This is a genomic window from Arthrobacter sp. DMZ02-1R (genome assembly GCF_057747935.1).
Window position 1 is genome coordinate 4,019,956 of record NZ_CM173230.1, and the last position, 25,242, is coordinate 4,045,197.

A 25,242-nucleotide genomic window follows, 5' to 3' on the forward strand; every position below is an offset into this window, starting at 1 on the left:
ACATCCTGGCCACCCCGATCCCGGGGGCCTGATGTTGTCGCGTCCGAAAGAAGCAAGGAACATGAACAAGAAAGCGATTCTCACCCCACGGCAGGCAGCGGACCTGATCAACGACGGAGACATAATCTCCGTCAATTCATCCTCGGGTCTTGGCTGCCCTGACGCCGTCCTGAAGGGCATCGGGGAACGCCACAGCGAAACGTCGAGCCCAAGTGGACTGACGACCATCCACCCCATCGCCGCCGGGGACATGTGGGGAATCAAGGGCATTGACCACCTGGCATTGCCAGGACTCCTCCGCCGGGTCATTGCAGGCTCGTATCCATCCGGCCCCTCCAGTTCAGAGCCGCCGCTGATCTGGCAAATGATCGAAAAAGACGAGGTCGAGGCCTACAACCTCCCCTCCGGGATCATCTACCAGATGCACCGGGCCGCCGCAGCCCGCCAACCGGGTGTCATGAGCAAGGTCGGGCTTCGGACGTTCGTTGATCCCCGCAACCAAGCCGGCCGCATGAACGCCACCACCCCGGCCGCCATCGTGGAACTTACCGAGCGCAAGGGCGAAGAATGGCTCTTTTTCGAAGCCATCACCCCCAACGTCGCGATCATCCGAGCCACCACAGCAGACGAATTCGGCAACCTCACATTCGAAGAAGAAGCATCGATGCTCGGCGCCCTGGATCTTGCCTACGCCGCGCACAACAACGGCGGCATCGTCATCGCCCAGGTCAAGCGGATCGCTGAGGGACGCACCCTTAACCCCCGTGACGTGCGAGTGCCTGGAATCCTGATAGACGCCATCGTCCACGCACCCGATCAGCTGCAGACCACCCAAACGGTCTACGACCCGGCTATCTCGGGGCAACAACGCCGCTCGCTCAGCACGCTCGCCGCTGTGCCTTTCTCGCTGGAAAAGGTTATGGCCCGACGGGCCAGCCGCGAACTGCAGAGCGGGGAAACCGTCAACCTCGGGTTCGGCGTCGCCGCCCTTGTGCCCCACATCCTTTTGGAAGAAAACCTTCCCCAGGAAGTCAGCTGGGTCCTCGAACAAGGCCCCGTGGGCGGCGTACCACTTCTTGACTTCGTCTTCGGTGTTTCACAGAACCCCGACGCCATTATGCCCAGCATTGACCAGTTCACCCTCCTCCAAGGCGGAGGGTTCCACCGCACTATCCTTTCCTTCCTTGAAATCGATCGGTACGGAAACGTTAACGTGCACAGCCTGCCAAAGCGGCGACACGTCACTGCAGGCGTCGGAGGCTTCGCGGACATCACTTCCGCAGCATCGGACATCGTCTTCGTGGGCTCCTTCACTGCCGGCCGGAAGGACATCGTTATCGAGGATGGACAGCTGATCATCCGGCAGGACGGTCCACACACAAAGTTCGTGAACAACGTCGATGCCATCACCTTCTCGGGACAGCTGGCACTCGAAGACGGCCGAAGGGTCAAGTACATCACCGAACGCGCCGTGCTGGAACTCCGCCCCGAGGGGCTGACCGTCACCGAGATCGCACCGGGTGCAGACCTGGAAAAGGATGTCTTGGCCAAATCGGACTTCCCGCTGCTGGTCAGCGGAGCCCTGACCACCATGGATGCCACCCTTTTTGCCGCAGAACCCATGGGCCTCAAACTCCCCGAGGTAGCCACACATTCACGTCTTGAAAAACTGCAGAACGTGGGGCAGCGATGAAAACCACCCGATCCATTCCCGGATCCAAGCAAAATCCCGGCACGCCGGCCCCGAAGGACGACCAGGCCCTGGGAACCATCCACCTGGAAATCAGCGCCGAAGGAGTGGCGACGCTAACCCTTGACCGGCCACGAAAACTCAACGCCCTCAGCCTTGAGCTTCTGGCCCAACTCGAAGCCTCCCTCAAAAAAATCGAAGGATCCGACGCCAGGGTGCTCGTCCTGCGAACCGCAGGCGACAGAGCCTTCTGCGTCGGCGCCGACATCGATCAGTTTTCCGCCTTCACTCCCATCCAAATGTGGAAGACCTGGATCAAGGAAGGCCACCGGATCTTCCGGCAACTGGCCAACCTCAGCCAGCCCACCATAGCCGTCATCGACGGACCCGCCCTCGGCGGTGGCCTGGAACTCGCACTCGCCTGCGACTTCCGGGTTGCCGGGCCCACCGCAAGATTTGGCCTGCCCGAAGTAACCATCGGCACAATCCCCGGATGGGGAGGGACAGAACGCCTCACGAAACTGGTCGGCGAAGGGCGAGCCAAGCAACTCATCCTGACCGGCCGGCAAATCGCGCCCGACATCGCTCTGGCGTGGGGGCTCATAACCGAGACGGCCGAAACCGACTCGCTGGACGAATCCGTGCATGCCCTCGTCAGCGACATCCTTAAGGGCGCACCAATAGCGCAGCAAACCGCGAAACAGCTCATCCATGCCGCCTCCCAAGGGGCCGATTCAGCACTCCTGGAAGCGATCGCCAGCGGATTCACCACCGCAACCCAGGATTTCCAAAACGGAATGACCAGCTTCCGAGAGAAGAAACCCGCCGTGTTCTCTGGCCACTAGAGGCCCAGACCATCAACGGTTCACCCCACGGCAAGACCCCTTGCCACTCACGATAGGTAAAGAAATGTCAATTAACGATGACGTTAAAGACGCCCCAGGCAACCAAACCCAGGTGACCCGCGCCGACCTGCGCAGGGCCGCCTGGGCAAGTTCGCTGGGCAGCGCCCTCGAGTACTACGACTTCGCGCTTTACAGCCTTGCCTCGGCACTGATCTTCGGCCCGCTCTTCTTCCCCGGCAGCAACCCCAGCACCGGACTGATCCTCAGCTTCGGCACCTACTTCCTGGGATTCGCCATCCGCCCGCTCGGCGGTGTCATCTTCGGCCGGCTCGGTGACAAGCTCGGCCGGAAATTCGTCCTGGTCACCACCATCTGCCTTATGGGCGGCGCCAGCACACTCATCGGCGTCCTCCCCACTTACAACGGCGCCCCAGGCGACTGGTTCCACACAGGCGCCGGCATCTTCGCACCCGTCCTTCTTATCCTCCTCCGGCTCCTCCAGGGACTCGGTGCCGGCGCCGAAATGGCCGGCGCATCGATCCTGATGACCGAATACGCGCCCCGCAAGGAACGCGGGTTCTGGGCTTCCCTGCCCTTCATGGGAGTACAAGTCGGAACGGTAGCGGCAGCTCTGGTGTACTTCGTGCTGATCAACACGAACCAAACTGTGAAGATCACCGAGACATGGCTCTGGCGGGTGCCATTCCTGGCCAGTATCGTCATCCTGATTGTGGCCATCTTCATCCGACTGAAGCTCAAGGAATCTCCGACCTTCAAAAAGCTTGAAGCACACCACATGATCGCGGAAAAGCCCGTCCGGACACTGATCAAGAACTCCCGCAGGACACTCCTCCGCGGCATCGGGCTTCGAATGGCCGAGAACGGATCCTCCTCCATCTACCAGGCCCTCGCCATTGCCTACGTCACCAGCGCAGCCGTCGGCGTGACCGGACCTATCGGCGCCCTCTCACTGGTGTTCGCCGCAACCCTCGGGTCGATCATCGTGCCTATCGCCGGGAAGCTCTCGGATCGCTTCGGACGCGTCCGGACCTACCGCGGCTTCGCCATCTTCCAGCTCGTCGCAGCATTCCCCATCTGGTACGTACTGAGCCTTGGAAACACCGTCCTGACCATCATCGTTATCTCCCTCGGACTCGGCATCGGCACCTGGGGCATGTTCGGATCACAAAGCGCATTCATGTCCGAACTCTTCGGCGCACGACAGCGATACCTCGGAGTCTCCGTCGCACGCGAAATCTCGGCAGTCATCTCCGGCGGCGTAGCACCCCTTATCGGTGCATGGATCATCTCCCTGGTCGTATCCGCTGACGGAGGAGCCAAGACCGCCGGGGCCGGATTGGGAGCATGGATTCCGATCGCCGCGTACCTGTCACTCCTGACAGTCATCACCATCGTGGCCACCTTCTTCACACCGGAAACCATCGGTCGCGATCTGGACAGCATCAAAGACGCCATCGACGAGCCCGCTACGGTCGAAGGCCACCACAAAGCCGACTACACGGCGCAGTCGGCCGTGTAGGAAACCGGTCGCCAGGAGCGCACCTTAAACATGCCCGCATCTTCGTAGAGCGGACAAATTCCCTGGCTCCGAGTCCGGCGGTGGTCATTCTTCGATGACCACCGCCGGACGCGGCTGTTCACCGCCTCAACGCGACGGTGCGATTTCAGCACGATCGCCGGTTCCAGCAGTAACCGATCCGCCATCTACAATCCCGACAAGAGGAACCCGTGGCTGTATGTACACTGGCCGAAGTCGCCCTCTTGGCCGGCGTTTCCCCCGCAACGGCGTCACGCGTCCTCAACGGCTCCGCCCGGACCCCGGGCCCGGACATCACCAGACGCGTGCAGCGCGTAGCCGAGTCCCTCGGTTACATCCCCAATGCACAAGCACAAGGTCTGGCAAAATCCACTTCGGGGCTGATCGGACTGATCGTTCACGACATCGCCGACCCATACTTTTCCGCGATCGCGCGCGGAGTCCAGGACGCGGCCAATCAGCAACAAAAAGTGGTCCTTCTCGCTACGACTGACGGGACGCCTACCGGTGAGCTTGCGGCCGTAGCCGCACTTGCTGCGCACAGGACGGATGCCATCGTGATCGCAGGCTCCCGATTCAACCGCCCCCAAGACCGGCAGGACAACGCGCAACTGGCCAGGGAACTTGACCGGTATTGCCGTAATGGCGGACGGGTCGGCGTCGTCGGGCATCCCGTCATCGGTGCCAAAGCCGCTAAGGGCTACCACGTGGTGCCGCTGCCCAACGAGGAACTCGCGGCCGAGCTAGCGAACAAGCTCGCCGCTGGCCCTCCCCAAGCTTTCGTCATCATCGCCGGACCGGACGGGCTCCTTACTTCAGATGACCGCGTCCGTGGATTCCAACGCGGTCTCGCAGCCGCCGGAATGCCACCCGCCGAAGTCGTGCACACAGGCTTCGACCGCAGCGGAGGCTACAACGCCGGACTCGACCTGTGCCGCGACATCAAGTCGCGGGCGGCTTCAACACCGGGAGCACCGCTCTGCATCCTCGCAGGCAACGACGTCATGGCCATCGGAGCCGCGGCCGCGCTGCGCTCCGCGGGCCTCCGCATTCTCCGCGATGCCTCAATTGCGGGCTTTGACGGTACTGAATTACTGCGCGACTTCCGGCCGGCGCTGTCGACTGTGCGGCTCCCCTTAGAACGGATCGGACGCATCGCGACAGTCGGAGAAGCCGCCGACGCTGACATCACACTGGCCATCGAAGGGGAAGTCGTCCTCTCGCGCGCGGCTTTGTCTAAGCTGCGTGTCGACGGCTCAACGGCCGACTGCTTGCCGCGTGCCGGGATGCTCGAAGGAGCTTTGACGCTTTCCTGATGCTGATTGCTCTTGCCTCGGGGCCCGAAGACCGCCAGCATCGAGCACCGAACCGCCGCAGGTGCTCCGAACCCATGACATCCCGGCTCCCTTCCACGCCGGGATGGAATTCAGGTCTCGGGGGCAAGCCATCTCGTCGGTTGACTGCCGCCCCGGAGGCAGGCAGCCAACCCATCCATACCAAGAGCGGTATTACGTCAAGCTGAACCGGCGAATGGCATCCGCTGCGAATTCGACGGCTTTGATTCCGTTCCCCTTATGCTGGGCCCGGCGGCCCTGGATTGCAGGGGATTTTACGCTCGCAGCGGGTCATCCGGAACGCGGCCGGGCAGCAGATCGCCCGGAATATCGCCTGTTCAGCCGCTTTCCGGGCGGAGGATTTCAACTTGGTTCTTTCTGGAGGGCTTCGGGGTTCCAGGGATGTGTGGTCATTGCGCCGTGGGCTTACGGAGTACGTTTCGGAAAGTGTCCACGGATAGGGCTTCCAGTGAAGGAACGAAGTGACGGCCGGCTGCAGCCGGAGGCGGGATTACTCCTGGGACAACGACAACCTGCATGCCGGCGGCCTGGGCGCTGGTCGTTCCATTCACCGAGTCCTCCACCGCAACACATTGGGTGGGTTCGACGCCCAAGAGCTCTGCAGCCGCCAGATACGGTGCCGGATGGGGCTTTCCCCTCGCAACGTCATCTCCGGCCACGATGGCGTGGAACGTCCCGATAGGGGCTGAAGAGGCTACGCGGGTGGCAACCGGGCTATGGGCCATAGTGACTAGTGCGCACGGTATATGTGCCGCGGCCAGTTCAGCTAGGATCCTTTCCGCTCCGGGGAGCCAAGGGATGCCGTTTTTGAGCCTTGCCACCACGCGATTGAGTAGGTCATTGATGATCTCATCCACCGACAGCTCCACCCCGCGATCCTGTAGTAGCCCCGCGGATACATCCATGGCTTGTCCGACTGTGGACCGGGCGTCATCGTTGGTCCAATTCACGCCATGGTTCAGAGCCAGCTCGTGCTGTGCGGCCATCCAGAACGGCTCGGTGTCGACCAAGGTGCCATCCATATCCCAAAGAACGGCTTGAAGGTCGTCGCTGTTGCTTGAATCCATGGCGAAGTCTGTCCTAGGTCTTTCCGGCGGTGTAGTCCGTTAAAGGTGTCATGGATAAGGACTCTGCGGTTCGACAGCCTTATTGCGCAGACAACTGTCCGGTCGAACCTCCAGAGAGTCAGTGCGCGCTGGTGAAGTTATTCAGTGCGTAGTCGAGGACGATTGAGAAGTCGTCTGCTTCTACGGCATCGATGTAACAGGCACTGGGCAGAGGGTCGCACCTGAAGATGTCGGGACGGCCCAGGTATGGCGTCCAAATGGTCGCAACCGGCTGACCATAGTTGTCCAGGGCTACCCACTCCCCCGGCCCTGTCTTGCAGGCTTGTCCAAGATGAGCTGTGGCCACGCTGGCGAATGGGTCCTGGGAAGGGTGGAATGCCGTCATTTCTGTGACTCCGTCTTTGGTCGGGCTGACAATTAACCGTGCAGCGGCCAACATCGTGCACGAGGGTTTTCGCGACTGGTCCTCCGGTGTGGAGATGCCCCGAAGGACCCCCAAGCGTGCGGGCGGGATTTACACCGCTTTGGTGTTCCCTTGGATTGACGCAAGGAGTTCGCGGACCGCAGCGGCCCCTTCGTCGGAAGAGAAGTCTGAACTCAAACCGACGACGCTGATTCCGGCATTGAGGTAGTTGCGCGCTGTTGCTGTTTTCATGCCGCCGGTGGCTACAAAACGAACGTCGGGAAAGGGCCCCTTCATGGCTCTCACCCAATCGGGGCCCAGGACGGATACGGGGAACGCTTTGAGCCAGGTTAGGCCGAACGCTTTCGCCCGCAGGATTTCGCTAGCCGTGGCCACTCCGGGCAAGTGGGGGACACCGCGTCGGATGCTTTCCTGTATGACACTTTCATCGAGTCCCGGCGAGACCGTAAACGATGCGTTGGCGGATGCTGCCGCGTCGAGTTGTTCGATTCGGATGATGGTGCCGGCTCCGACGGCGACGCCACGTTCTGCTGCTGCGCTTGCCACGGCTGCGAGTGAGGGGACGGCTTCGGGAGTTTCGATGGTGACTTCGACATGTTGGACGCCGGCGTCCCAGGCCCGGGTTGCAAACCTGACGGCTTGGTCGGGGCTGAGACCCCGGAGGACGGCAATGACGGGGACTTGGAAAAAGTCGTTATCAAACCAATTGTCGAGGACTGTGTGTGCCATGTTGTTCTCTTTCCTCGGTACTGCGAGATGTGTTCTCGCCCGCTGCGGGACCAGCTGGCCCCCGCATGGTTCTGGGTTTATCTGTAGCTGCGGGGTTTGGATCCGTGGCCGGGGCGGAAATCGGCGCGGGTGCCCAGCGTCCAGGCTGCGAAGGAGTGGCCGAGGGCGAGCCGGTCCTCGGATTCGTCTCCGCGGAGAAGTCCTGCGAGGTAGCCGGCGGCGAAGGCGTCGCCTGCTCCGACGGGCTCGACGACGTCGACCCGGTTGGCGGGGACGCGGACGATACGTTCTTCCTGGTTGTGTTCCCGGACGAATTCGACCGCCTCGTTTGCCGAGTCTTTGATGACGAGATACCGGGCTCCCGGTAGGAGCGCGGACACCTCTTCGGCGGTGGAGCAGCCCCACAGGGTTTCTGCTTCGTCGAGCCCGACGAGGACAACGGTGGATAGGCTGGCCAGTTCAAGCAGGCGGGGCCCTGCGACGTCGACGCCCCACAGGGCGGAGCGGTAGTTGACGTCGAAGGAGACTTTGTAGCCCTTGGCAGGCGCCTGATCGAGGAGATGCTCGGTGAGTGCTGAACAGCTGTCCGAGAGCGCGGCGTTGATTCCGCTGGTGTGGATCCATCCTGTTTGTTCCAGGGGCCATGCGCGTGAGTCGCCCGGTGACATGCGGGAGGCCGCTGACCCTGCGCGGTAGTAGAGCGTCCGGGCTCCGTTGCCCAGATCGGGGTCTTTGAAGTACACGCCCGTGAGGGCAGTGTGGTCCCGGACGACCATGCCGACGTCTACGCCGCGGTCGCCCAGACCCTCGAGGATGCGGTCGCCGAAGGGATCCAGGCCGAGGCGGCTGGCCCAGCCGACGCGGTAGCCGAATTCGGCGAGGTGGGCGGCGACGTTGGACTCCGCTCCGCCGAATCCCAACAGGCATTCGTTAGCGAGGCTTAATGGCTGTCCTTGCGCGGGGGTGACAACGGCCATCGTCTCCCCCACGCACAACACATCGAAGGACTTCATTTCACCGCACCTGCCGTGAGGCCGCTGACGAAGAACCTGCCGAGGACGAGGTAGAGCAGCACCGTGGGCGCGGCAACGAGGACTGCACCGGCCATGAGCTCAGAGTAGTTGACGGTTGTCGTGCCGATGAGGTTGTTCAACGTCACGGTGGCGGGCCAGGCGGCGGGAGAAGCCAGGATGAAGCCGAAGAGGAAGTCGTTCCAGATGTTGGTGCATTGGAAGATTCCTGCGACGACGAAGCCCGGCACGGACAGCGGGAGCATCACTAGGAAGTACGTCTTCCAGATGCCTGCTCCGTCAATGGCTGCAGCTTCGACAATGGCGCTGGGGATGCCCTCGTAGTAGTTGCGGAAGATCAGCGTGGTGATCGGGATGCCGTAGATGATGTGCACCACGATAAGGCCCGCGATGCTGCCCTGGAGGTGCAGCATGTTCAGGAACTGGAAGACGGGAATGATGACGGCCTGGAACGGGATGAACATGCCCACGAGCAGGACCGTGAACAGCGCGGTGGATCCCCTGAACGGGAACTTGGACAGGATGTAGCCGTTGATCGAGCCCAACAGGCAGGAGACCAGCGCGGCGGGGATGGTGATCTGGAGTGAGTTGATCAGGGATCCGTGAAGTTTCGTCCAGGCCCCTTTGAAGGCGTCCAGGCTTGGTGCGTCGGGGAAGGCGAGGAAGAAGTTGGGTGCACCGGTGCTTCCTGACAGGGCCGTGGAGATGATGACATAGACGGGCATGAACATGGCGAGGGTGGCGATGACGCAGACCGCAAGGACAATCCAGCCGCCGGGGGTCTTGGGGAGTCTCCACGGGCGGGGCTTGCGGGCCCCTGGAGCCAAACGGCGGCGTTGTTCGCCGGCGGGCGTGGTCGGTTGAAGTGTTTCGACGGCCATTTCTATGCCTTCCGCTCTTTCCGGTAGCCGCGGATGAGGTAGGGGACGATCACTACGAGCGTCAGCAGGAGCAGGATGATCGCCATCGCTGAGGCTTTGTCGTAGCGGCTGGTGAGGTAGTTGTAGATGTAGATGCCGGGGACATCGGTGACGAATCCGGGGCCGGAGCCTGACATTGCTATGACGAGGTCGAAGATCTTCAACGCCACGTGAAGCAGGAGCACGAAGCAGGTGATGGTGGAGGGCCACAGCTGGGGCAGGACGATGTGGCGCAGGCGTTGCCAGGTGTTGGCACCGTCGACGCTTGCTGCCTCCATGTATTCCTCCGGGATGGAGGCAAGACCGGCCAGGTACATGGCCATGGCGAAGCCTACGAGCTGCCATGCGGCGGCGAAGATGATGGGCAGCAGGGCGACGGGAATACCGAACTGGACCTTCAGGAAGTCGGTGCCCGTGGGGTCGTTCAAGGCCCCGAGGACGGTGGTGTCGGTAGTCCAGCCCGGCGGGTTCTGGATTCCTAGGCTCCGCAGGATTTCGTTGACACCGGTGGAGGGAGAAAAGATCCAACGCCAGGCGACACCGGTGACGATGAAGGACAGGGCGTAGGGCAGGAGGAAAACTGTCCGGAACAGGCCCTTGCCTACCGCGACATGGTGGATGAAGAGGGCTGCCACGAGTCCGCCGAGGATGGCCAGAACCAGGAAGACGACCGTGAAGATCACGACGTTGCGGATATCGGCCTGGAAGCGCTGTTCCTGGACGATCTCTCCATAGGTGCCCCCGAACGGCTGGCGTAGTGCCAGATCCGGGCTTGTACCGATCTTCCAGTTGGAGAGGGAAATGTAGACGGTGATACCGATGAAGACGTAGACGAAGACAAAGCTGACCAGCAGGCTGGGCGCGAAGATCCACGCGGCCCGTCGGGACGTCTTCACGTTGTGGGGTACTTGTTTCTTGGACCGGGGTGAGGGGCTTGCCGGCGCTGGAGGTGCTGTTGAGGTTGTCATGAGTGAACTGATCCTGTCCGGGGGTGTGGCTGCGGGGCCGCAGCCACACCCGTTGCGACCTGGTTGTAGTGCCGGCTACTTCAGCTGGCTCTTCTGCGCCTGCGTCATGCTGGCGGTGAAAGCAGCAACGTTTCCGCTGCCGTTGAAGGTGGAGACAGCGTCGGCATACGTCTGGGCGAATTCTGCGGTCGTGACCTGCCCATGGGCGAGGGAGGAAACAACCGAGGCTTTGGCGAAGCTCTTGGCCGCCTGCTGCTGGTACTGGGACAGACCTGAGATGTCAGCTGTAGTCAATGCGGGGATGGAGCCCTTCTTGGCCGCAAACTCGGTCTGAATCTTCGGGTCCATCAGCGTTTTCAGCCAAGCATTGGCCGCATCTGCGTGCGGAATATTCTTTGCCGGGATAGAGAACCCGTCACCGACGTAGTCGAAGACGTCTTCCTTGCCCGGGAAGGTCGCCCAGGCGAAGTCGGTGCCGGGGTTCTTTTTGGCGTTGAGCAATTCGCCGTAGGCCCAGTCGCCCATGAGGCTCACTGCGCAGTTCCCGTCTGCCATCTTCTTCACTGCTTCGTCCCAGGTGATGGCTGAGTGGTCTTTGTTGGACAGGGAAAGGATGGTCTTGTAGTCCTCCAGCGCCTGCTTCACTTCGGGCGCATCGAAGGAATACTCATTGGTGAAAAGCTTCTTCCAGTTATCTGCCCCCGTTCTGGACATGATGATCGATTCCAGCAGTTCGGCGGAGGCGAAGATGTCCTTATCTCCCAGGCATACGGGGGTGATCCCTGCGGCCTGGACCTTCTTGAGGTTGCTAATAAGGGCATCAACGTTGCCGGTGGGGTCAATTGTTGCGCCGGCCTTGGAGAGCACGGAGGGGTTGGTCCATAGGACGTTGCCGCGATGGACGCCGATCGGAACGGTGTAGTACTTGCCGTTGACCTGCTGGGCGGCGGCCACGTCCTTGGGCATCTGGGCTGCCCAGTTATTTTGGGTCCACAAGTCGGTCAGATCCGCAACCTGGCCGCCATCGACGTAGCTCTTTAGCTGACCTGCCGGGTGAAGCTGCCACGAGTCCGGCGGGCTTCCCGCCTGCAGCCGTGCGGCCAGGGCCTGCCTGGCGTTCGCTCCGCCACCGCCCGATACCGCTGCGTTGTCCACGGACAGTCCGGGGGAAGTCTTCTGCGCGCCGTCGATCAGTACGTTCAGTGCCGCAGCTTCGGAGCCGGAAGTCCACCATGACGTGATTTCCAGTTTGCCGGTGCCGCCGGCGGCGCCGGAGCTTCCGGCGGGCTGGTTGACTGAGCATCCGGTCACTGCAATGAGGCTTACCGCCGCCGTTACGGCCAGCGAAACCTTGAGTTTGTTGGAAGAACGCATGACTACTCTCCTTTGGGTTGTCAGACGCCGGGTAAAACCGGCTAGAGCCTGCGTTGTGGTCCAGATTACATACCTCAGTAGATCGATGCAATAGATTTCTTTGGTTGACTCCATTTTTGCATCCCAACCAACGTGTGTTCTGGCTTGAACGCTGGGATTACCGGTATATATAGGATTTTTCGCAGTAGATTTCTGGTAGATCGCTCTACCATTAAGTGGGGATGCGTGATAGAAATAGTGAATCAAGTCCAAGAAGAGGTGGATCTAGGGTGAAAAAGGTCACGCTCAACGATGTCAGCCGGGCAGCGGGTGTATCCCGATCCACCGCGTCCCTGGTCCTTCGTGGAAGCACCCGTATTCCTGAGGTCACCTCGGATCGGGTCAGGCTGGCGATGGCCGAGCTCGGGTACGTCTATAACCGACACGCCGCCAACATGCGCGGCAGGGAATCCATGACTCTCGGACTGATCGTGACAGACATCCGCAACCCGTACTTCGCCGGACTGACCATGATGATCGAGGAAGCGGCTCACGAAGCGGGGTACACACTCTTCATCGGATACAGCAGGGACGATGTGGAGCGGCAATACCTGCAACTCGAGACAATGGTCCAGCAGCAGGTTGATGGTATTTTTCTGCTGCCGGCCAAGGGGTCGGAGCTCGATTCCGTGTGCGGGATCATTGACCGTTCCTCGGTCCCGGTTCTTCAGCTTGCCCGCTATTTCTCCGAGGAGCTCGACTACGTCGGTCCGGACAACATTGCTGCCGGGCAGCAATTGGCCCAGCATCTCGCCTCCCTCGGCGCATCGTCGGCCGTGCTGGTCGGCGGGCCCGAACACTCTTCGGCCAGGACAGAACGAATTAAAGGTCTGGAAGCCGGCTTCGCAGGAAGCGACGTAACTTTCGATGCATCTACCTCGGCGTCAACTACGAACAACGCTGCCGGCGGATCCGAGAGTGTGGCCCGAGTGCTCGACCAGGGGATCTGGCCCGACTGCATCATCGCCTACAGTGACGCGGTCGCTCTGGGAATCTATGCGGAGTTGCGCCGGCGAAACATTGAACCTGGCCGCGACGTGTCCGTGTCCAGCTTTGACGACATCACCATGGCAGAGCTGCTGTTGCCACCGCTGACCTCGGTAGCCACGTACCCGGAACTCATCGGCTGCAAGGCCGCAGAGATGCTGCTGAACCGTATCCGCGACTCGTCGCTGGAACCCCGACGCTCCCTCATCGAGCCAGCCCTGAAGATCCGCGCTTCCACCGCACAATGGCGACCCAGAAACCTAGGAGAAACAGCATGCCTGCACTGAAATGGGGCCTGATCGGCGCCAGTGACATCGCGGCCACCCGCGTGATCGACGCAATCCGCACCAGCGGGGGCGACATCGTCGGAGTCTTCAGCGGATCGGCGGAGCGTGCGCGCGATTTCGCCGCCAGCCATGGGCTGCCCTCAGCCACCACGGACCTTGAGGAGCTGCTGGAGTGTGGGATCGACGCCGTCTACATTTCCTCCTCCAACGACAAGCACTTCGCCCAGGCAAGCAGGGCCCTTCAAGCCGGCAAACATGTCCTTTGTGAGAAACCACTTGCCCTTGACGCCGACGAAGCTGCGGCCATGGTGGAGCTGGCGGAGGAGCGGGGCCTCATCCTCGCTGCCAATCACCATCTCCCCGGTAGCCCCCTCCACGCCAAAGTCCGCGAACTCGTCAACGACGGAGTCATCGGAACGGTCCTCTCCGCCAAGGTGGCCCATGCAGTGCTCCTTCCGGAGCGACTGCGCGGCTGGCGGTTGGGCCAAAGCACCCCAGGAAGCGGGGTGATCCTGGACATCACCTGCCATGACGCATCGGTCCTGAACCCGCTGCTGGGCACTCCCGTTGCAGTCAGCGCCATCGCCGTGCAACAGGCCGACTGGAACACGGGCGGCCAGGCGGACGCCGCCATGACCGTCATCCGGTACGAACCGGAGGGCCGTCCCCCGGTGCTAGCCCAGACCCACGATTCATTCACGGTCGCTTACGCCAAGACTTCCCTGGAAGTCCACGGCTCGGAAGGCACCGTCCTGGTCACCGACGCCATGACGCAGGAGACCGAAGGCCAGCTGGTCCTGACCACGAAGTCAGGAAGCGAAACGGTCGAGGTCGACTGCTCCGAGGACCTCTACGTCATCGGGCTGCGCGCGTTCGTCTCCGCCGTCGAGGGCAGCGGTGTCCCGACGGCGAGCGGCGAGGACGGGCTGCTGGCCCTGAAAGTCGCCCTTGCAGCGCAGGAATCCGCACTTTCCGGACGCACCGTCCACATCAACTAAGACCCCAGAAAGATCGCCATGCAGAAGGTACAGATCCTCACGGCCCGCGAGGCAGCGGAGCTCATCAACGACGACGACGTCATCACCGTCAGTTCCTCAAGTGCCCTCGGGTGCCCGGACAGTGTCCTGGCCGGGATCGGTCAGCGCTTCGGGGAAACCGCCCACCCTACCAATCTGACATCCGTGCATCCAATTGCTGCGGGCGATATGTACGGAGTCAAGGGCATCGACCACCTTGCCCGCCCTGGCTTGCTGCGCAAGGTGATTGCGGGATCCTACCCTTCCGGCCCCTCCAGCGCCGAGCCGCCCCTGATCTGGCAGATGATCGAGCGGGATGAAGTGGAGGCCTACAACTTCCCTTCGGGGGTCATCTACCAGATGCATCGCACCGCCGCCGCGAAGCAGCCGGGTGTCTTCACACAGGTAGGACTGGACACCTTCATCGACCCCCGCCTTCAAGGCGGACGGATGAACCACGCCACCCCGAACGCGCACGTCGAGACCGCCACTCTGGCCGGAAAGGAATGGCTGTTCTTCCCCTCGGTCATCCCCAACGTGGCCATCATCCGTGCCACCACGGCCGATGAATACGGCAACCTGACCTTCGAAGACGAGGGGTCACCCCTCGGTGCGCTTGACCTTGCCTACGCCGCCCACAACAACGGCGGCATCGTTATCGCCCAGGTCAAGCGCCTGGCCGAAGCCGGCAGCCTGCACCCGCAGCATGTCAAGGTCCCAGGCATCCTCGTCAACGCGATCGTGATCGCAGAAGACCAACTGCAGACCACTTTGACCGCGAACGACCCCGCCATCTCCGGGCAACTGCGCAGGCCCTTGAGCTCACTCCCCCACGTCGCGTTCTCCATCGAGAAGATCACAGCACGCCGCGCCGCCCAGGAACTCAAAGCCGGCGAAATCGTCAACCTCGGCTTCGGCGTCTCCGCCCTCGTGCCGCACGTCCTTGTCGAAGAAGACCAGGGCCGGGAAGTCAGCTGGGTCATCGAACAAGGCGCCGTCGGGGGTATCCCCCTCCTGGACTTCGCCTTCGGATGCGCCCAGAACCCGGACGCGATCATGCCCAGCATCGACCAGTTCACGCTCTTGCAGGGCGGCGGCTTCCACCGATCGCTTCTGTCCTTCTTGGAGATCGACCGGCACGGAAACGTCAACGTCCACCACCTGCCCACAAAGCGCCACGTCACCGCCGGCGTCGGTGGCTTCGCAGACATCACCTCCTCGGCACCGGAGATCATCTTTATGGGCGCCTTCACCGCCGGACGACGTGACATAGCCGTCGGCGAGAACGGCTTGGACATCCGCTCGGACGGGCCCTTCACCAAGCTCGTCAACGACGTCTCCGCCGTCACCTTCTCCGGACCGAGGGCCCTCGCCAACGGCCAAAAGGTCAAATACATTACCGAACGCGCCGTGCTCGAACTGACCGCCGAGGGACTCGTGGTCACCGAAATTGCCCCCGGCGTCGACCTGCAAAAAGACGTCCTGGACCGGTGCGAATTCCCGCTGATCGTCGCCGATGACCTGCGCACCATGGAACTCGCCCTGTTCGCCGAGGCCCCCGTCGGCCTCCACCTTTCAACGCTGCCGCTGCACGAGCGGATCGAACAGCGCACCTCCACCCCGGCCGCGCACTGACGCACGGCCGAACGCCCGAAAGGACCCTTGACATGAGAAGCCACCGCATCCTGACGCCCTACGAAGCCGAACTCGCCGACGCATTGTTCGGGGCGATGTTCCCCTCCGACGGCGACAGCCCCGACGTCCGCGAAGCGGGTGTCACCGACTACCTCGACCTGACGCTGGAAGGCTACGGCCGCAAGGAGCGGCCCCGGTATCAGTGGCTCTTCGGTGCCCTGGACCGGTATGCGGAGGACAAGCACGGCCGGAACTTCGCCGAGCTCACCCTGGACGAACGCACCGACGTGCTGGTCTTGCTCGAGCAGGGCGAATTGAGCGACCAGCTTCCTGCGAAGGACCAGCAGGACCTCTTCGGCCTGGTCGTCGCCCACTTGCAGGAGGGCCTTTTCGCCGATCCCGCCCACGGCGGGAACAAGGACGCCGTCGGCTGGAAGTTCCTCAAGCACCCCGGCGTCTGGCTGGAAAACTCTGCCGAGGAAAACCTCAGCACCGAGCATGTCACCAAGGGTGGAGTGATCAAGACACTGGCCGATGCCATGCAGGAGATTCCCCGGGATACCGAAGGACACCGGCTCAAGCAGCTTGGCTACGAGAACGCCGTCAACCCGCAGATGACCGAGGAAGTGGACGTCCTGCTCATCGGCGTCGGCGCCATGGGCGGGCTGAGCGCCCAGGTCTTCGCAGAGGCTGGGCTCAGCGTGGTGGGCCTGGAAGCCGGACCGTTCCGTCCCCTGGACGAATTCCTCCCCGACGAACTCGAACACGCCTACTACACCCGCGGCGGCCTGGGCCCCAAGTTCCAACAGGAGACCCCACGCTGGCGCGAAACCGCGGATGAAGAGGACAGCCGCGAAGCGACCTTCTCCCTGGGCCGGATGGTCAACGGCGTCGGCGGTTCCGCAGGACACTACGGGTCCTGGCTGCGCCGATTCCACCCCTGGCAATTCGCCCCCAAGAGCCACTACGACGGCCTCTACGGACCGGATTCGCTGCCCGAGGACTGCACCCTGGCCGACTGGCCCGTCAGCTACGAGGACCTGGAACCCCTCTACACGAAGCTCGAACACCTGATCGGCATCGCCGGCGACGAATCCAACCCCTTCGTCAAGCGCAGCAAGCCGCTCCCGCTGCCGCCGACCCGGCCGTTCATCCTGGGCAACAAGTTCACAGAGACAACCAGAGCCGCCGGACTGCACCCGCACCCCGTTCCCGTCGGGTTCACCACCGAGTCCTACGGCGGCCGGGCTGCCACCGGTTACAGTGCGTGGAACAACGGGCTGGGTTCCTTCCGCGGCGACCGCTGGCACCCGGGCCTGGGCCCGGTGCCTGCCGCCATCGCCACCGGCAAGTTCGAACTGCGCACACACTCCCGTGTCACCCGGATCATCATGGATGAGTCAGGTGCCGCCCGCGGCGTCGAGTGGGTCGATCCCCTGGGCAGGGTCCGCCGCCAGTACGCCCGGGCCGTCATCCTCTCCGCGTACACCTACGAAAACCTGCGCCTAATGTACCTTTCGGCCGATTCCCGTCACGAAAACGGCCTCGGCAACAACACCGGCCAACTGGGGCTGCACTACATGACCAAGATGTTCGGCCACGTGGACGCCCTCTTCCCGGGGACCGAATTCAACCGGCATACCGGTCCGGCCGCGCAGGGTGTTGTCCTGGACGACTACCTCTCCCCCGAATTCAGGTCCCGCGACCACGGCTTCATCGGCGGCGCCACCCTCGGCGCCGAACAGCAGGCCCTGCCCCTGCAGATCGCCCGCGAAACCCTCCCCGAGGACGTCCACCGCTGGGGCGCCTCCTACCGTGACCACTTGAAGCTCTGGTCCCAGCAAGGGGTCATCCGCATCCAACCCGACGCCCTGCCCTACGCCTCACATCGGCTGGAAATCGACCCACGGCACCGTGACTCCTCCGGACTCGGCATGCCATTGGTCCGGGTGACCTACCGCCTGCGCGACAACGAGCGCCGCCTCGCCTCCTGGATGGCAGACCGCGCAACCGGCCTGCTGAAAGACATGGGAGCAACCAAGACCTGGCAAGGCCCCTACTTCACCGGGGTCGGCTCCAGCCACGACCTCGGCGGTGCCCGCTTCGGCCACGACCCCGACGCCACGGTGCTGGATGAACACCTTGCAGTCCACGACACCCCCAACCTCTACATGTACTCCGGGGCCGCGTTCCCCAGCTGCCCCGGCATCAACCCCACCCTGACCATCTGGGCCATCGTAATGCGCGCCGCCGAGCACCTCGCCGGCGAGCTCGGCGGCCAGCGAAAGGACCAGCCATGAGCACGGAAACGACGCCCGTCACCGGACAGGTCACCGTCGGCTACTCCGCAGACGGGCACACGGCGACCATCCTCATCGACCGGGCATCGAAGCTAAACGCCCTGACCCTTGGACTTCTCGAAGACCTTGCCGCTGCCGTCCGGGAAGTTGCCGCCTCGTCGGCCCGGCTGGTCATCGTGCGCACCGGCGGCGAGAAGGTCTTCTGTGTTGGAGCGGACATCAACCATTTCGCCGACCTGTCCGCTGCCGGGATGTGGCGGGACTGGATCGCCACTGGCCACCGGGCGTTCGATGCCCTCGCAGGGTTGCGCCAGCCAAGCATCGCAGTCATCGACGGTCTCGCATTCGGCGGCGGCCTGGAACTCGCACTCGCTTGCGACTTCCGGGTAGTCGCCGCCGAGGCCCGCATCGCCCTGCCCGAGACCGGCCTTGGGACGGTACCCGGCTGGGGCGGCACCGAACGGGTAACCGAACTTGCCGGCCGGGCACGGGCCAAGGAACTCGTCCTGACCCGCCGACAGCTCTCCGGCGAGGAATCCGTCGCTTGGGGGCTGGCCACCGCGGTCGCACCCAAGGACAGCCTGGAAGATGCGGTGGACAGGCTCAGCGCCGACCTGCTGGCCGGAGCACCGCTGGCCGTGCAGCTGGGCAAGCAGCTGATCGACGCCGCCGCAGACGGCGCCCCATCCCGCGTGCTCGAAGCCCTTGCCGGGGGCTTGGCCGCAGCCACCGATGACCTTGCCGAGGGAGTCGCCGCCTTCCGCGAAAAACGTGTCGCGCAATTCACGGACAACTGACACCGACCAGCCGGCCTCACGCAACATTTTCTAAGGACACCTGACATGGAAACCAAGAGTTACACGCTCGACGACGTCGAGCCCACCTACCGCCCGATGATCATCGACGGCGAAGACACCCAGGCACAAAGCGGCGAAACGTTCACCCGGCTGAGCCCCGCCCACGAAGTCGAGGTCACGTCCTTCCCGCACGGGGGGCAGGAGGACGTCGACCGCGCCGTCACCGCCGCCCGAAAAGCCCTGGACCGCGGGTGGCGCCAGTCCACCGGATCTGTTCGGTCCAAGCTGCTCCTCAAAGTCGCCGACCTCATCCGCCGCGACGCCGAAGAACTGGCGCTGGCCGAAACCCTCGAAACCGGCAAACCCATCACCCAATCACGCAACGAAGTCGCCGGCACCGCCGAGCTGTGGGAATACGCCGCCAGCCTCGCCCGCAACACCCAGGGCGACTCCCACAACGCCCTCGGACGGGACACCCTGGCCCTGGTCGTCCACGAACCCATCGGTGTCGTCGGCATGATCACGCCCTGGAACTTCCCGCTGCTGATCATTAGCCAAAAACTTCCTTTCGCCCTCGCCGCAGGCAACACGGCCGTGGTCAAACCCAGCGAAAGCACATCCGCCACCACGGTGATGCTGGGTCGGCTCATCCGCGAAGCGGGCTTCCCTGCTGGTGTAGTCAACATAGTCACCGGCGACCGGATCGTCGGCGCGGCCATCGCCGAGCACCCAGGCATCGACATGATCAGCTTCACCGGCTCCACCGGCGTTGGCAAGGGCATCGCCTCCGCCGCGGGACGGGACCTGAAGAAGGTTGAACTCGAACTCGGCGGGAAAAACCCGCAAATCATCACGGCCAACGCCGACTTCACCGCCGCGGTCGACGCCGGCGTCTTCGGCGGGTACTTCAACGTCGGCCAATGCTGCAACTCCGGTAGCCGCCTCATCGTGCACCGCTCCATCGCCGACGAGTTCGCCGCCGCCGTCGTCGAACGTGCCCGACACATGCGTGTCGGTGATCCGCTCAAGGCCGACACCCTCGTCGGCTCCCTTGTCAACGACGCCCAGCTCGCCGTCGTTGAACGCTACGTGGCCGAAGGCCGCGAGGCCGGAGCCCACCTGCTCACCGGCGGTGAAAGGCTCGACACCGGCCTCAACGGCCGCTTCTTCCAGCCCACCGTCTTCACGGACGTCACGGCGCAAATGTCCATCGCCACCGATGAAATCTTCGGTCCTGTCCTGTCCGTACTCCCCTACGACACGCTCGAGGAAGCGATCGGAATCGCGAACTCGACATCCTTCGGGCTGTCCGCCGGGATCTGGAGCAACGACATCAACGAAGCGCTCACCGCCGCCCGAGACCTGCGCGCCGGGACCGTCTGGGTCAACCGCTGGATGGACGGCTACCCCGAAGTGCCGTTCGGCGGCTACGGCCAAAGCGGCATCGGCCGCGAACTCGGCCGCCAGGCCCTGGCCGAGTTCAGCGAACTCAAGACCATCCAGCTCCAAGTCGGTATCCGCGAAAACCGCTGGGTCGACGCCCCCGACGCCCCCGGCCTCTAAGACACGCAGCCCTGAAGGAAACAGCAGCTATGACAACCACAACCGCCTCAGCCGCCGCGCACGCCCCCGCGGTGGTCCTGCCAACCATGCTTCCGCTCACCCTCCCTGCCGGGTATGAGGTGCCGGCGGCGTTCCGGGACGCGGCCGACAAAGCATGGAAAACCGCCTCAGCGAAACTGGACGGACTGATCACCATTCACCCGGACCAGTTCCCCTTGTACACCGAAGAAGGCAAATGGGTCGTCGACGGGGAGGCCTGGACCAACTGGTGCGAAGGCTTCCTCGGCGGCCAGCTGTGGATGCTGTCCCGCCGAGCTGACATATCCGACCGCGCCCGCTTCCGCAGCGCCGCCGAACACTACTCCGAGCTCATCGAACACCGCAAAACCGATGACACCGTCCACGACCTGGGCTTCCTGTTCTGGTCCACCTACCGGCGCTGGTTCGAAGCCACCGGCGACACGACCAAGCGCGACGTCGTCGTCGAGGCCGGCCGCACCACCGCAAGCCGCTACCGCGAAGCCGGCCGCTACATGCCCAGCTTCCGCCAACCCGACAGCCTGTTCATCGACATCATGATGAACATCCACATGGCCCTCTACGCCGCGCAGCAGACCGGAGACCAGGACATGGCCCGCAAAGCCGTGGACCACTGCCTCACCACCCGCCGCTTCCTCATCCGCGGCGACGGATCAGCCTCCCACGAGGGCATGTTCGACTTGGCCACCGGCGCCTTCCTGAAACAGACCACCCAACAGGGCTTCTCCGACGAAGGATCCTGGGCCCGCGGACAGGCCTGGGCCCTCTACGGGTTCGGCACCGTCTACCGCTTCACCGGCGACCGCCGCTTCCTGGAAACCGCCATCGCCGCCGCCGACTTCTACATCGAAAAAACCGGCGACCGTCTCGTTCCACCCAATGACTGGGAAGAGCCCTCACCCGTCCGCCCCTACGAAACGTCCGCAGCAGCCGCCGCGGCAGGCGGCTTCTGGCAGCTTGCTGGCCTTATCCAGGACCGCGCCAAGGCCCGGATCTACGCAGACTACGCGGTGAGCATCCTTCGTCGCCTGACCGAGGACGACTTCCTGGCCAGGCCTGGGGAAGCGTGGGAAGGCGTCCTGAAGCACGGCAGCTACCACGAAGGCAAAGACCTCGGCGTGGACGAATCCGTGATGTGGGGCGACTACTGGTTCCTGGACGCTATCGACCAGATCCAACAGTTCGACGACGCGCAACCGAGCCGGTGAGCACGATGCCCTACGCAGCAATCGACGAGGCACCGCCGCCACAGATTCCGGTGGAGACCCAGGTTCCCGATGAGGTCATCCGTACCGACATCGCCATCATCGGATCCGGCATGGGCGGCGGAACCATGGCCTACGCCCTGAAAGACTCGGCAGCCAAGGTCCTGATCATCGAACGGGGCCACCGTCTGCCAGCGGAGCCGCAAAACTCCGACCTGGACGAGGTCTACCTCAAGGGCCGCTACAAGAACGCCGACAGTTGGTACAACGGCCGCACAGGCGAATCCTTCAAACCCGGCGTGTACTACTGGGTGGGAGGAAACACCAAGGTCTACGGCGCATGCCTACCACGCTTCCGCGCCAGCGACTTCGAAGAAACCCGGCACCAGGACGGAACCTCCCCGGCGTGGCCCTTCAGCTACGCTGACCTCGAACCGTACTACACCCGGGCCGAAGAGCTCTTCCGGGTCCATGGGCAGATCGGCGAAGACCCCACCGAGCCGTTCCACTCCGAGGCCTATCCTTATCCAGCGCTCGACCACGAACCTGCCATCCAGGACCTGGCGGACTCGTTGCGGCGCCAAGGACTGCACCCCTTCCGGATGGCCAACGCCCTCGACGCCGACACTCCCGAAAAGCGCGCCCTGTGCGCGACCAGCGACGGCGCCCCGAACGAGGCCGGGCTGAAGTCCGACGCAGAAAAGATCGCCATCGACCCGGCGTTGGAGGGCAACGCCACCCTGATGACGGACACCAAGGTCACCCGCTTAATTCCCGGACCGGACGGCCACACCATCGTCGCAGCCTTAGCCGAACGCAATGACCAGATCATCCGCATCGAAGCCGACAAGTTCATCCTCGCCGCCGGTGCGGTGAATTCGGCTGCTTTGCTGCTGCGCTCCGCCACCAAGGGACACCCCCGCGGCCTGGCAAACTCCTCAGGGCTGGTGGGCCGGAACTACATGGTGCACAACAGCACCTTCTTCCTCGCCATCAACCCGTTCAAGGTCAACAGGACGCTGTGGCAGAAAACCCTCGGCCTGAACGACTGGTACGAAGCCGGACCCACCAACCGGTACCCGCTGGGAAACCTGCAGATGCTCGGGAAGCTGCGGGCAAGCATGCTCAAGATGGCCCGCGCCTGGGCGCCAACCCCACTCCTGAGGGCGATGTCGGACCGCAGCATCGACATCTACCTCACCACCGAAGACCTGCCCCGCCGGTCCAACGGCATCAGCGTCTTCAACGGCAAAATCCACGTCTGGTGGGAACCGAACAACCTCGAGTCCCACAAGGAGCTGGTCCGTCGGATCAGCCGGGCCGTCCGCAGGGCCGGATACCCCGTGATCTTCACCGAACGCATGGGCATCGAAACCAACTCCCACCAATGCGGAACAGCCGTGGCAGGACACGACCCCCGCACGAGTGTCCTCAACCCGGACTGCCGGGCACACGATCTGGACAACCTCTGGATCGTGGACGGCTCCTTCTTCCCATCCTCGGCAGCCCTCAATCCGGCCCTGACCATCGCAGCAAACGCCCTTCGGGTGGCAGACACCATCCTGGCCGAGGGGAAGGCCCCTGCCCGGATCCGCTCGGATGACAAGGACGGAAACGATAGCTAGGCCGTTCACATTGGTAAAGTCGGCAGACGGGGAGAGCGCATCTCCCCGCACATCGACCCATCGGCAGGAATACAGCATGGCCCCCCGCATCACCCTCGAAGACGTGAGCAAGGCCGCCGGCGTCTCACGTTCAACCGCATCCCTCGTCGTCCGCGGCAGCTCCCGCATCCCGGAGCCAACAGCGATCAAGGTACGGGAAGCCATGAACCAGCTCGGCTACGTATACAACAGGCAAGCGGCAAACCTGCGGCAAAGCCGATCTATGACCGTTGGCCTCATCGTCACCGAAATCATCAACCCCTACTTCGCCGAGCTGGCCATGGCTGTGGACCAGATCACCCACGACGCCGGCTACACCATCTTCATCGGCTATAGCCGAGACCTGGGCGAACGCCAGACCGAAATCATCGCCTCCATGATCGAACGCCAGGTCGACGGCCTACTCCTGCTCCCGGCACCGGACACCGACCCTGAAAAGCTCGCGAAACAAGTCGACGCGGCCAACGTTCCAGTTGTGCTGCTCGCCCGCCGTTTTCCGGGATTCGACTACGTAGGCAGCGATAACGTCAAGGGAGCGGCGCTGCTTGGAGACCATCTCACCGCCTTAGGCTGCAGGACCGTGGCACTCGTCGGCGGCCGGCCCGCACCGTCTCTCGCGGAACGGGAGCAGGGCCTTCGAGCATCCTTAGAGACCAAAGGGCGGGAAGTATGGAGCACGGAAGACCTACGCAGTGCCATCAGCCCTGAAGGCGGTGCAGCCGCGCTCGGCAGGCTCTTCGATCAGGGAGGGTTGCCCGATGCCGTTGTCGCTTACAGCGACATCATCGCCCAGGGCGTCTACGACGAAATGCGCCGTCGCGGGCTCGAACCCGGACGGGACATCGCCGTCGCCTCCTTCGACGACACTCGCATCGCCGCCAGTCAGGTTCCCCCCATGACATCGGTCGCGGGCTTCCCGCAGCAGGTCGGAGCGAAAGGCACTGAGTTGCTCCTGACACGCCTCGCTGACGGCAATGCCGACATCCCCGCACAACTAAGCCTCATCCAGCCCCAACTCAAAATCCGGTCCTCGACAGCGACGTGGCGTCCCAGGACATGACTCCGGGACCGGCCTCCGGCAAACAAGAAAGTTGCGCACATGATTCACGAACCGGCCGAACCTGATTCGTCCGCGGAAGCAGAGTACGAATTCGATCCCGACGATCCGGGCGTACAACCGGAAGCGGCACTGCTGTCGCTGATTAGCCGGATAGAAAAAGAGATAACGGCGCTTCAGCTGCCAAGCTTCGGTCCCGGTGATGCGCTTGCACTCGGGATGCTGCTCGTGGAGCTGGGAACCTCGCGCAACCACCCTATAGCCATCGACATCCGAAGGGGCGAGCACATCCTTTTCCATGTCTCATTGGCGGGAGCGACCCGCGACAACGGACTCTGGATCAAGCGTAAGAGCCGTACAGCGGAACGTTATGAAGTCCCGTCCTTCCTTGTCGGCCTCCGGGGCCGTTTGAGCGGCGGAAGGATGGAGGACAATGACTGGTTTGACCAGTCCCAATATGCCTCCCACGGCGGTGCATTCCCCATTTACGTTAAGGGAACGGGGCCAGTGGCAATCGTGACGGTTTCCGGCCTCCCGCAGAAAGCGGACCACGACCTGGTGGTTGAGGCACTGACGCTTTTCCAAGAAAGACAATCCCGCCGCTAAGACGTTTCACGCCCAAGGCAGTAGCAGAAGCCCGGACCGGTCGAACCTGTCCGGGCTTCTGCTACTGCATGGTCGATTCGGGACCC

21 protein-coding genes are annotated in these 25,242 nt (G+C 63.2%); 14 read left to right on the plus strand and 7 right to left on the minus strand.

The window, feature by feature from the left end:
- The first annotated feature begins 61 nt into the window (after window positions 1-61).
- The 4 genes from AC3ANQ_RS19145 (at window position 62) to AC3ANQ_RS19160 (ending at window position 5,409) form a co-directional block, all read left to right on the plus strand.
- Window positions 62-1,693 (plus strand): acyl CoA:acetate/3-ketoacid CoA transferase, encoded by a 1,632-nt coding sequence (locus tag AC3ANQ_RS19145; protein WP_488302498.1) that lies wholly within the window; start codon window positions 62-64, stop codon window positions 1,691-1,693.
- Window positions 1,690-2,535: an enoyl-CoA hydratase/isomerase family protein gene (locus tag AC3ANQ_RS19150; protein ID WP_488302499.1), complete on the plus strand. Its 846-nt coding sequence runs from the start codon at window positions 1,690-1,692 to the stop codon at window positions 2,533-2,535. The genes AC3ANQ_RS19145 and AC3ANQ_RS19150 overlap by 4 nt, the downstream gene beginning before the upstream one ends.
- A gap of 64 nt (window positions 2,536-2,599) precedes the next feature.
- A complete protein-coding gene (locus AC3ANQ_RS19155; protein ID WP_488302500.1) occupies window positions 2,600-4,075 on the plus strand; it encodes an MFS transporter in 1,476 nt (491 codons plus the stop codon).
- A 209-nt stretch (window positions 4,076-4,284) separates the two neighbouring features.
- A complete protein-coding gene (locus AC3ANQ_RS19160) occupies window positions 4,285-5,409 on the plus strand; it encodes a LacI family DNA-binding transcriptional regulator (protein WP_488302501.1) in 1,125 nt (374 codons plus the stop codon).
- 428 nt (window positions 5,410-5,837) lie between these two features.
- Here AC3ANQ_RS19160 and AC3ANQ_RS19165 read toward each other — a convergent pair whose 3' ends face one another.
- From AC3ANQ_RS19165 to AC3ANQ_RS19195, 7 genes are all read right to left on the minus strand, one after another.
- Window positions 5,838-6,515, minus strand: coding sequence for an HAD family hydrolase (locus AC3ANQ_RS19165; RefSeq protein WP_488302502.1), 678 nt, complete (start codon window positions 6,513-6,515; stop codon window positions 5,838-5,840).
- 118 nt (window positions 6,516-6,633) lie between these two features.
- Window positions 6,634-6,900 carry a hypothetical protein gene (locus tag AC3ANQ_RS19170; protein WP_488302503.1) on the minus strand — a complete coding sequence of 89 codons (267 nt, stop codon included), beginning with the start codon at window positions 6,898-6,900 and terminating at the stop codon, window positions 6,634-6,636.
- A 129-nt stretch (window positions 6,901-7,029) separates the two neighbouring features.
- Entirely contained in the window at window positions 7,030-7,668 is a 639-nt protein-coding gene (locus AC3ANQ_RS19175; protein WP_488302504.1) for a bifunctional 4-hydroxy-2-oxoglutarate aldolase/2-dehydro-3-deoxy-phosphogluconate aldolase, read from the minus strand.
- Between the two features lie 77 nt (window positions 7,669-7,745).
- A complete protein-coding gene (locus AC3ANQ_RS19180; protein ID WP_488302505.1) occupies window positions 7,746-8,681 on the minus strand; it encodes a sugar kinase in 936 nt (311 codons plus the stop codon).
- Window positions 8,678-9,580 carry a carbohydrate ABC transporter permease gene (locus AC3ANQ_RS19185; RefSeq protein WP_488302506.1) on the minus strand — a complete coding sequence of 301 codons (903 nt, stop codon included), beginning with the start codon at window positions 9,578-9,580 and terminating at the stop codon, window positions 8,678-8,680. Before AC3ANQ_RS19185 ends, AC3ANQ_RS19180 begins: the two co-directional genes overlap by 4 nt.
- A 2-nt stretch (window positions 9,581-9,582) precedes the next feature.
- Window positions 9,583-10,587 (minus strand): carbohydrate ABC transporter permease, encoded by a 1,005-nt coding sequence (locus AC3ANQ_RS19190; protein ID WP_488302507.1) that lies wholly within the window; start codon window positions 10,585-10,587, stop codon window positions 9,583-9,585.
- A gap of 75 nt (window positions 10,588-10,662) precedes the next feature.
- Entirely contained in the window at window positions 10,663-11,961 is a 1,299-nt protein-coding gene (locus tag AC3ANQ_RS19195) for an ABC transporter substrate-binding protein (protein ID WP_488302508.1), read from the minus strand.
- A gap of 269 nt (window positions 11,962-12,230) precedes the next feature.
- Here AC3ANQ_RS19195 and AC3ANQ_RS19200 point away from each other — a divergent pair, with 269 nt between their 5' ends.
- The 10 genes from AC3ANQ_RS19200 (at window position 12,231) to AC3ANQ_RS19245 (ending at window position 25,156) form a co-directional block, all read left to right on the plus strand.
- Window positions 12,231-13,274 (plus strand): LacI family DNA-binding transcriptional regulator, encoded by a 1,044-nt coding sequence (locus AC3ANQ_RS19200; protein WP_488302509.1) that lies wholly within the window; start codon window positions 12,231-12,233, stop codon window positions 13,272-13,274.
- Window positions 13,262-14,272, plus strand: coding sequence for a Gfo/Idh/MocA family protein (locus AC3ANQ_RS19205; RefSeq protein WP_488302510.1), 1,011 nt, complete (start codon window positions 13,262-13,264; stop codon window positions 14,270-14,272). The genes AC3ANQ_RS19200 and AC3ANQ_RS19205 overlap by 13 nt, the downstream gene beginning before the upstream one ends.
- Window positions 14,273-14,290: 18 nt before the next feature.
- Window positions 14,291-15,925, plus strand: coding sequence for an acyl CoA:acetate/3-ketoacid CoA transferase (locus tag AC3ANQ_RS19210; protein WP_488302511.1), 1,635 nt, complete (start codon window positions 14,291-14,293; stop codon window positions 15,923-15,925).
- A gap of 32 nt (window positions 15,926-15,957) precedes the next feature.
- Window positions 15,958-18,225 carry a gluconate 2-dehydrogenase subunit 3 family protein gene (locus AC3ANQ_RS19215; RefSeq protein ID WP_488302512.1) on the plus strand — a complete coding sequence of 756 codons (2,268 nt, stop codon included), beginning with the start codon at window positions 15,958-15,960 and terminating at the stop codon, window positions 18,223-18,225.
- The gene (locus tag AC3ANQ_RS19220) at window positions 18,222-19,022 is read left to right on the plus strand and encodes an enoyl-CoA hydratase/isomerase family protein (RefSeq protein ID WP_488302513.1); all 801 of its coding nucleotides are present in this window, start codon (window positions 18,222-18,224) and stop codon (window positions 19,020-19,022) included. The genes AC3ANQ_RS19215 and AC3ANQ_RS19220 overlap by 4 nt, the downstream gene beginning before the upstream one ends.
- Before the next feature lie 45 nt (window positions 19,023-19,067).
- Entirely contained in the window at window positions 19,068-20,585 is a 1,518-nt protein-coding gene (locus tag AC3ANQ_RS19225; protein WP_488302514.1) for an aldehyde dehydrogenase family protein, read from the plus strand.
- Between the two features lie 29 nt (window positions 20,586-20,614).
- Window positions 20,615-21,832, plus strand: coding sequence for a glycoside hydrolase family 88 protein (locus AC3ANQ_RS19230; RefSeq protein WP_488302515.1), 1,218 nt, complete (start codon window positions 20,615-20,617; stop codon window positions 21,830-21,832).
- A 5-nt stretch (window positions 21,833-21,837) separates the two neighbouring features.
- On the plus strand, window positions 21,838-23,454 hold the full coding sequence (locus AC3ANQ_RS19235; RefSeq protein ID WP_488302516.1) for a GMC oxidoreductase: 1,617 nt from the start codon (window positions 21,838-21,840) through the stop codon (window positions 23,452-23,454).
- Between the two features lie 76 nt (window positions 23,455-23,530).
- Window positions 23,531-24,553 carry a LacI family DNA-binding transcriptional regulator gene (locus AC3ANQ_RS19240; RefSeq protein ID WP_488302517.1) on the plus strand — a complete coding sequence of 341 codons (1,023 nt, stop codon included), beginning with the start codon at window positions 23,531-23,533 and terminating at the stop codon, window positions 24,551-24,553.
- A gap of 39 nt (window positions 24,554-24,592) precedes the next feature.
- Window positions 24,593-25,156 (plus strand): heme-degrading domain-containing protein, encoded by a 564-nt coding sequence (locus tag AC3ANQ_RS19245; RefSeq protein ID WP_488302518.1) that lies wholly within the window; start codon window positions 24,593-24,595, stop codon window positions 25,154-25,156.
- Window positions 25,157-25,242 lie beyond the last annotated feature (86 nt).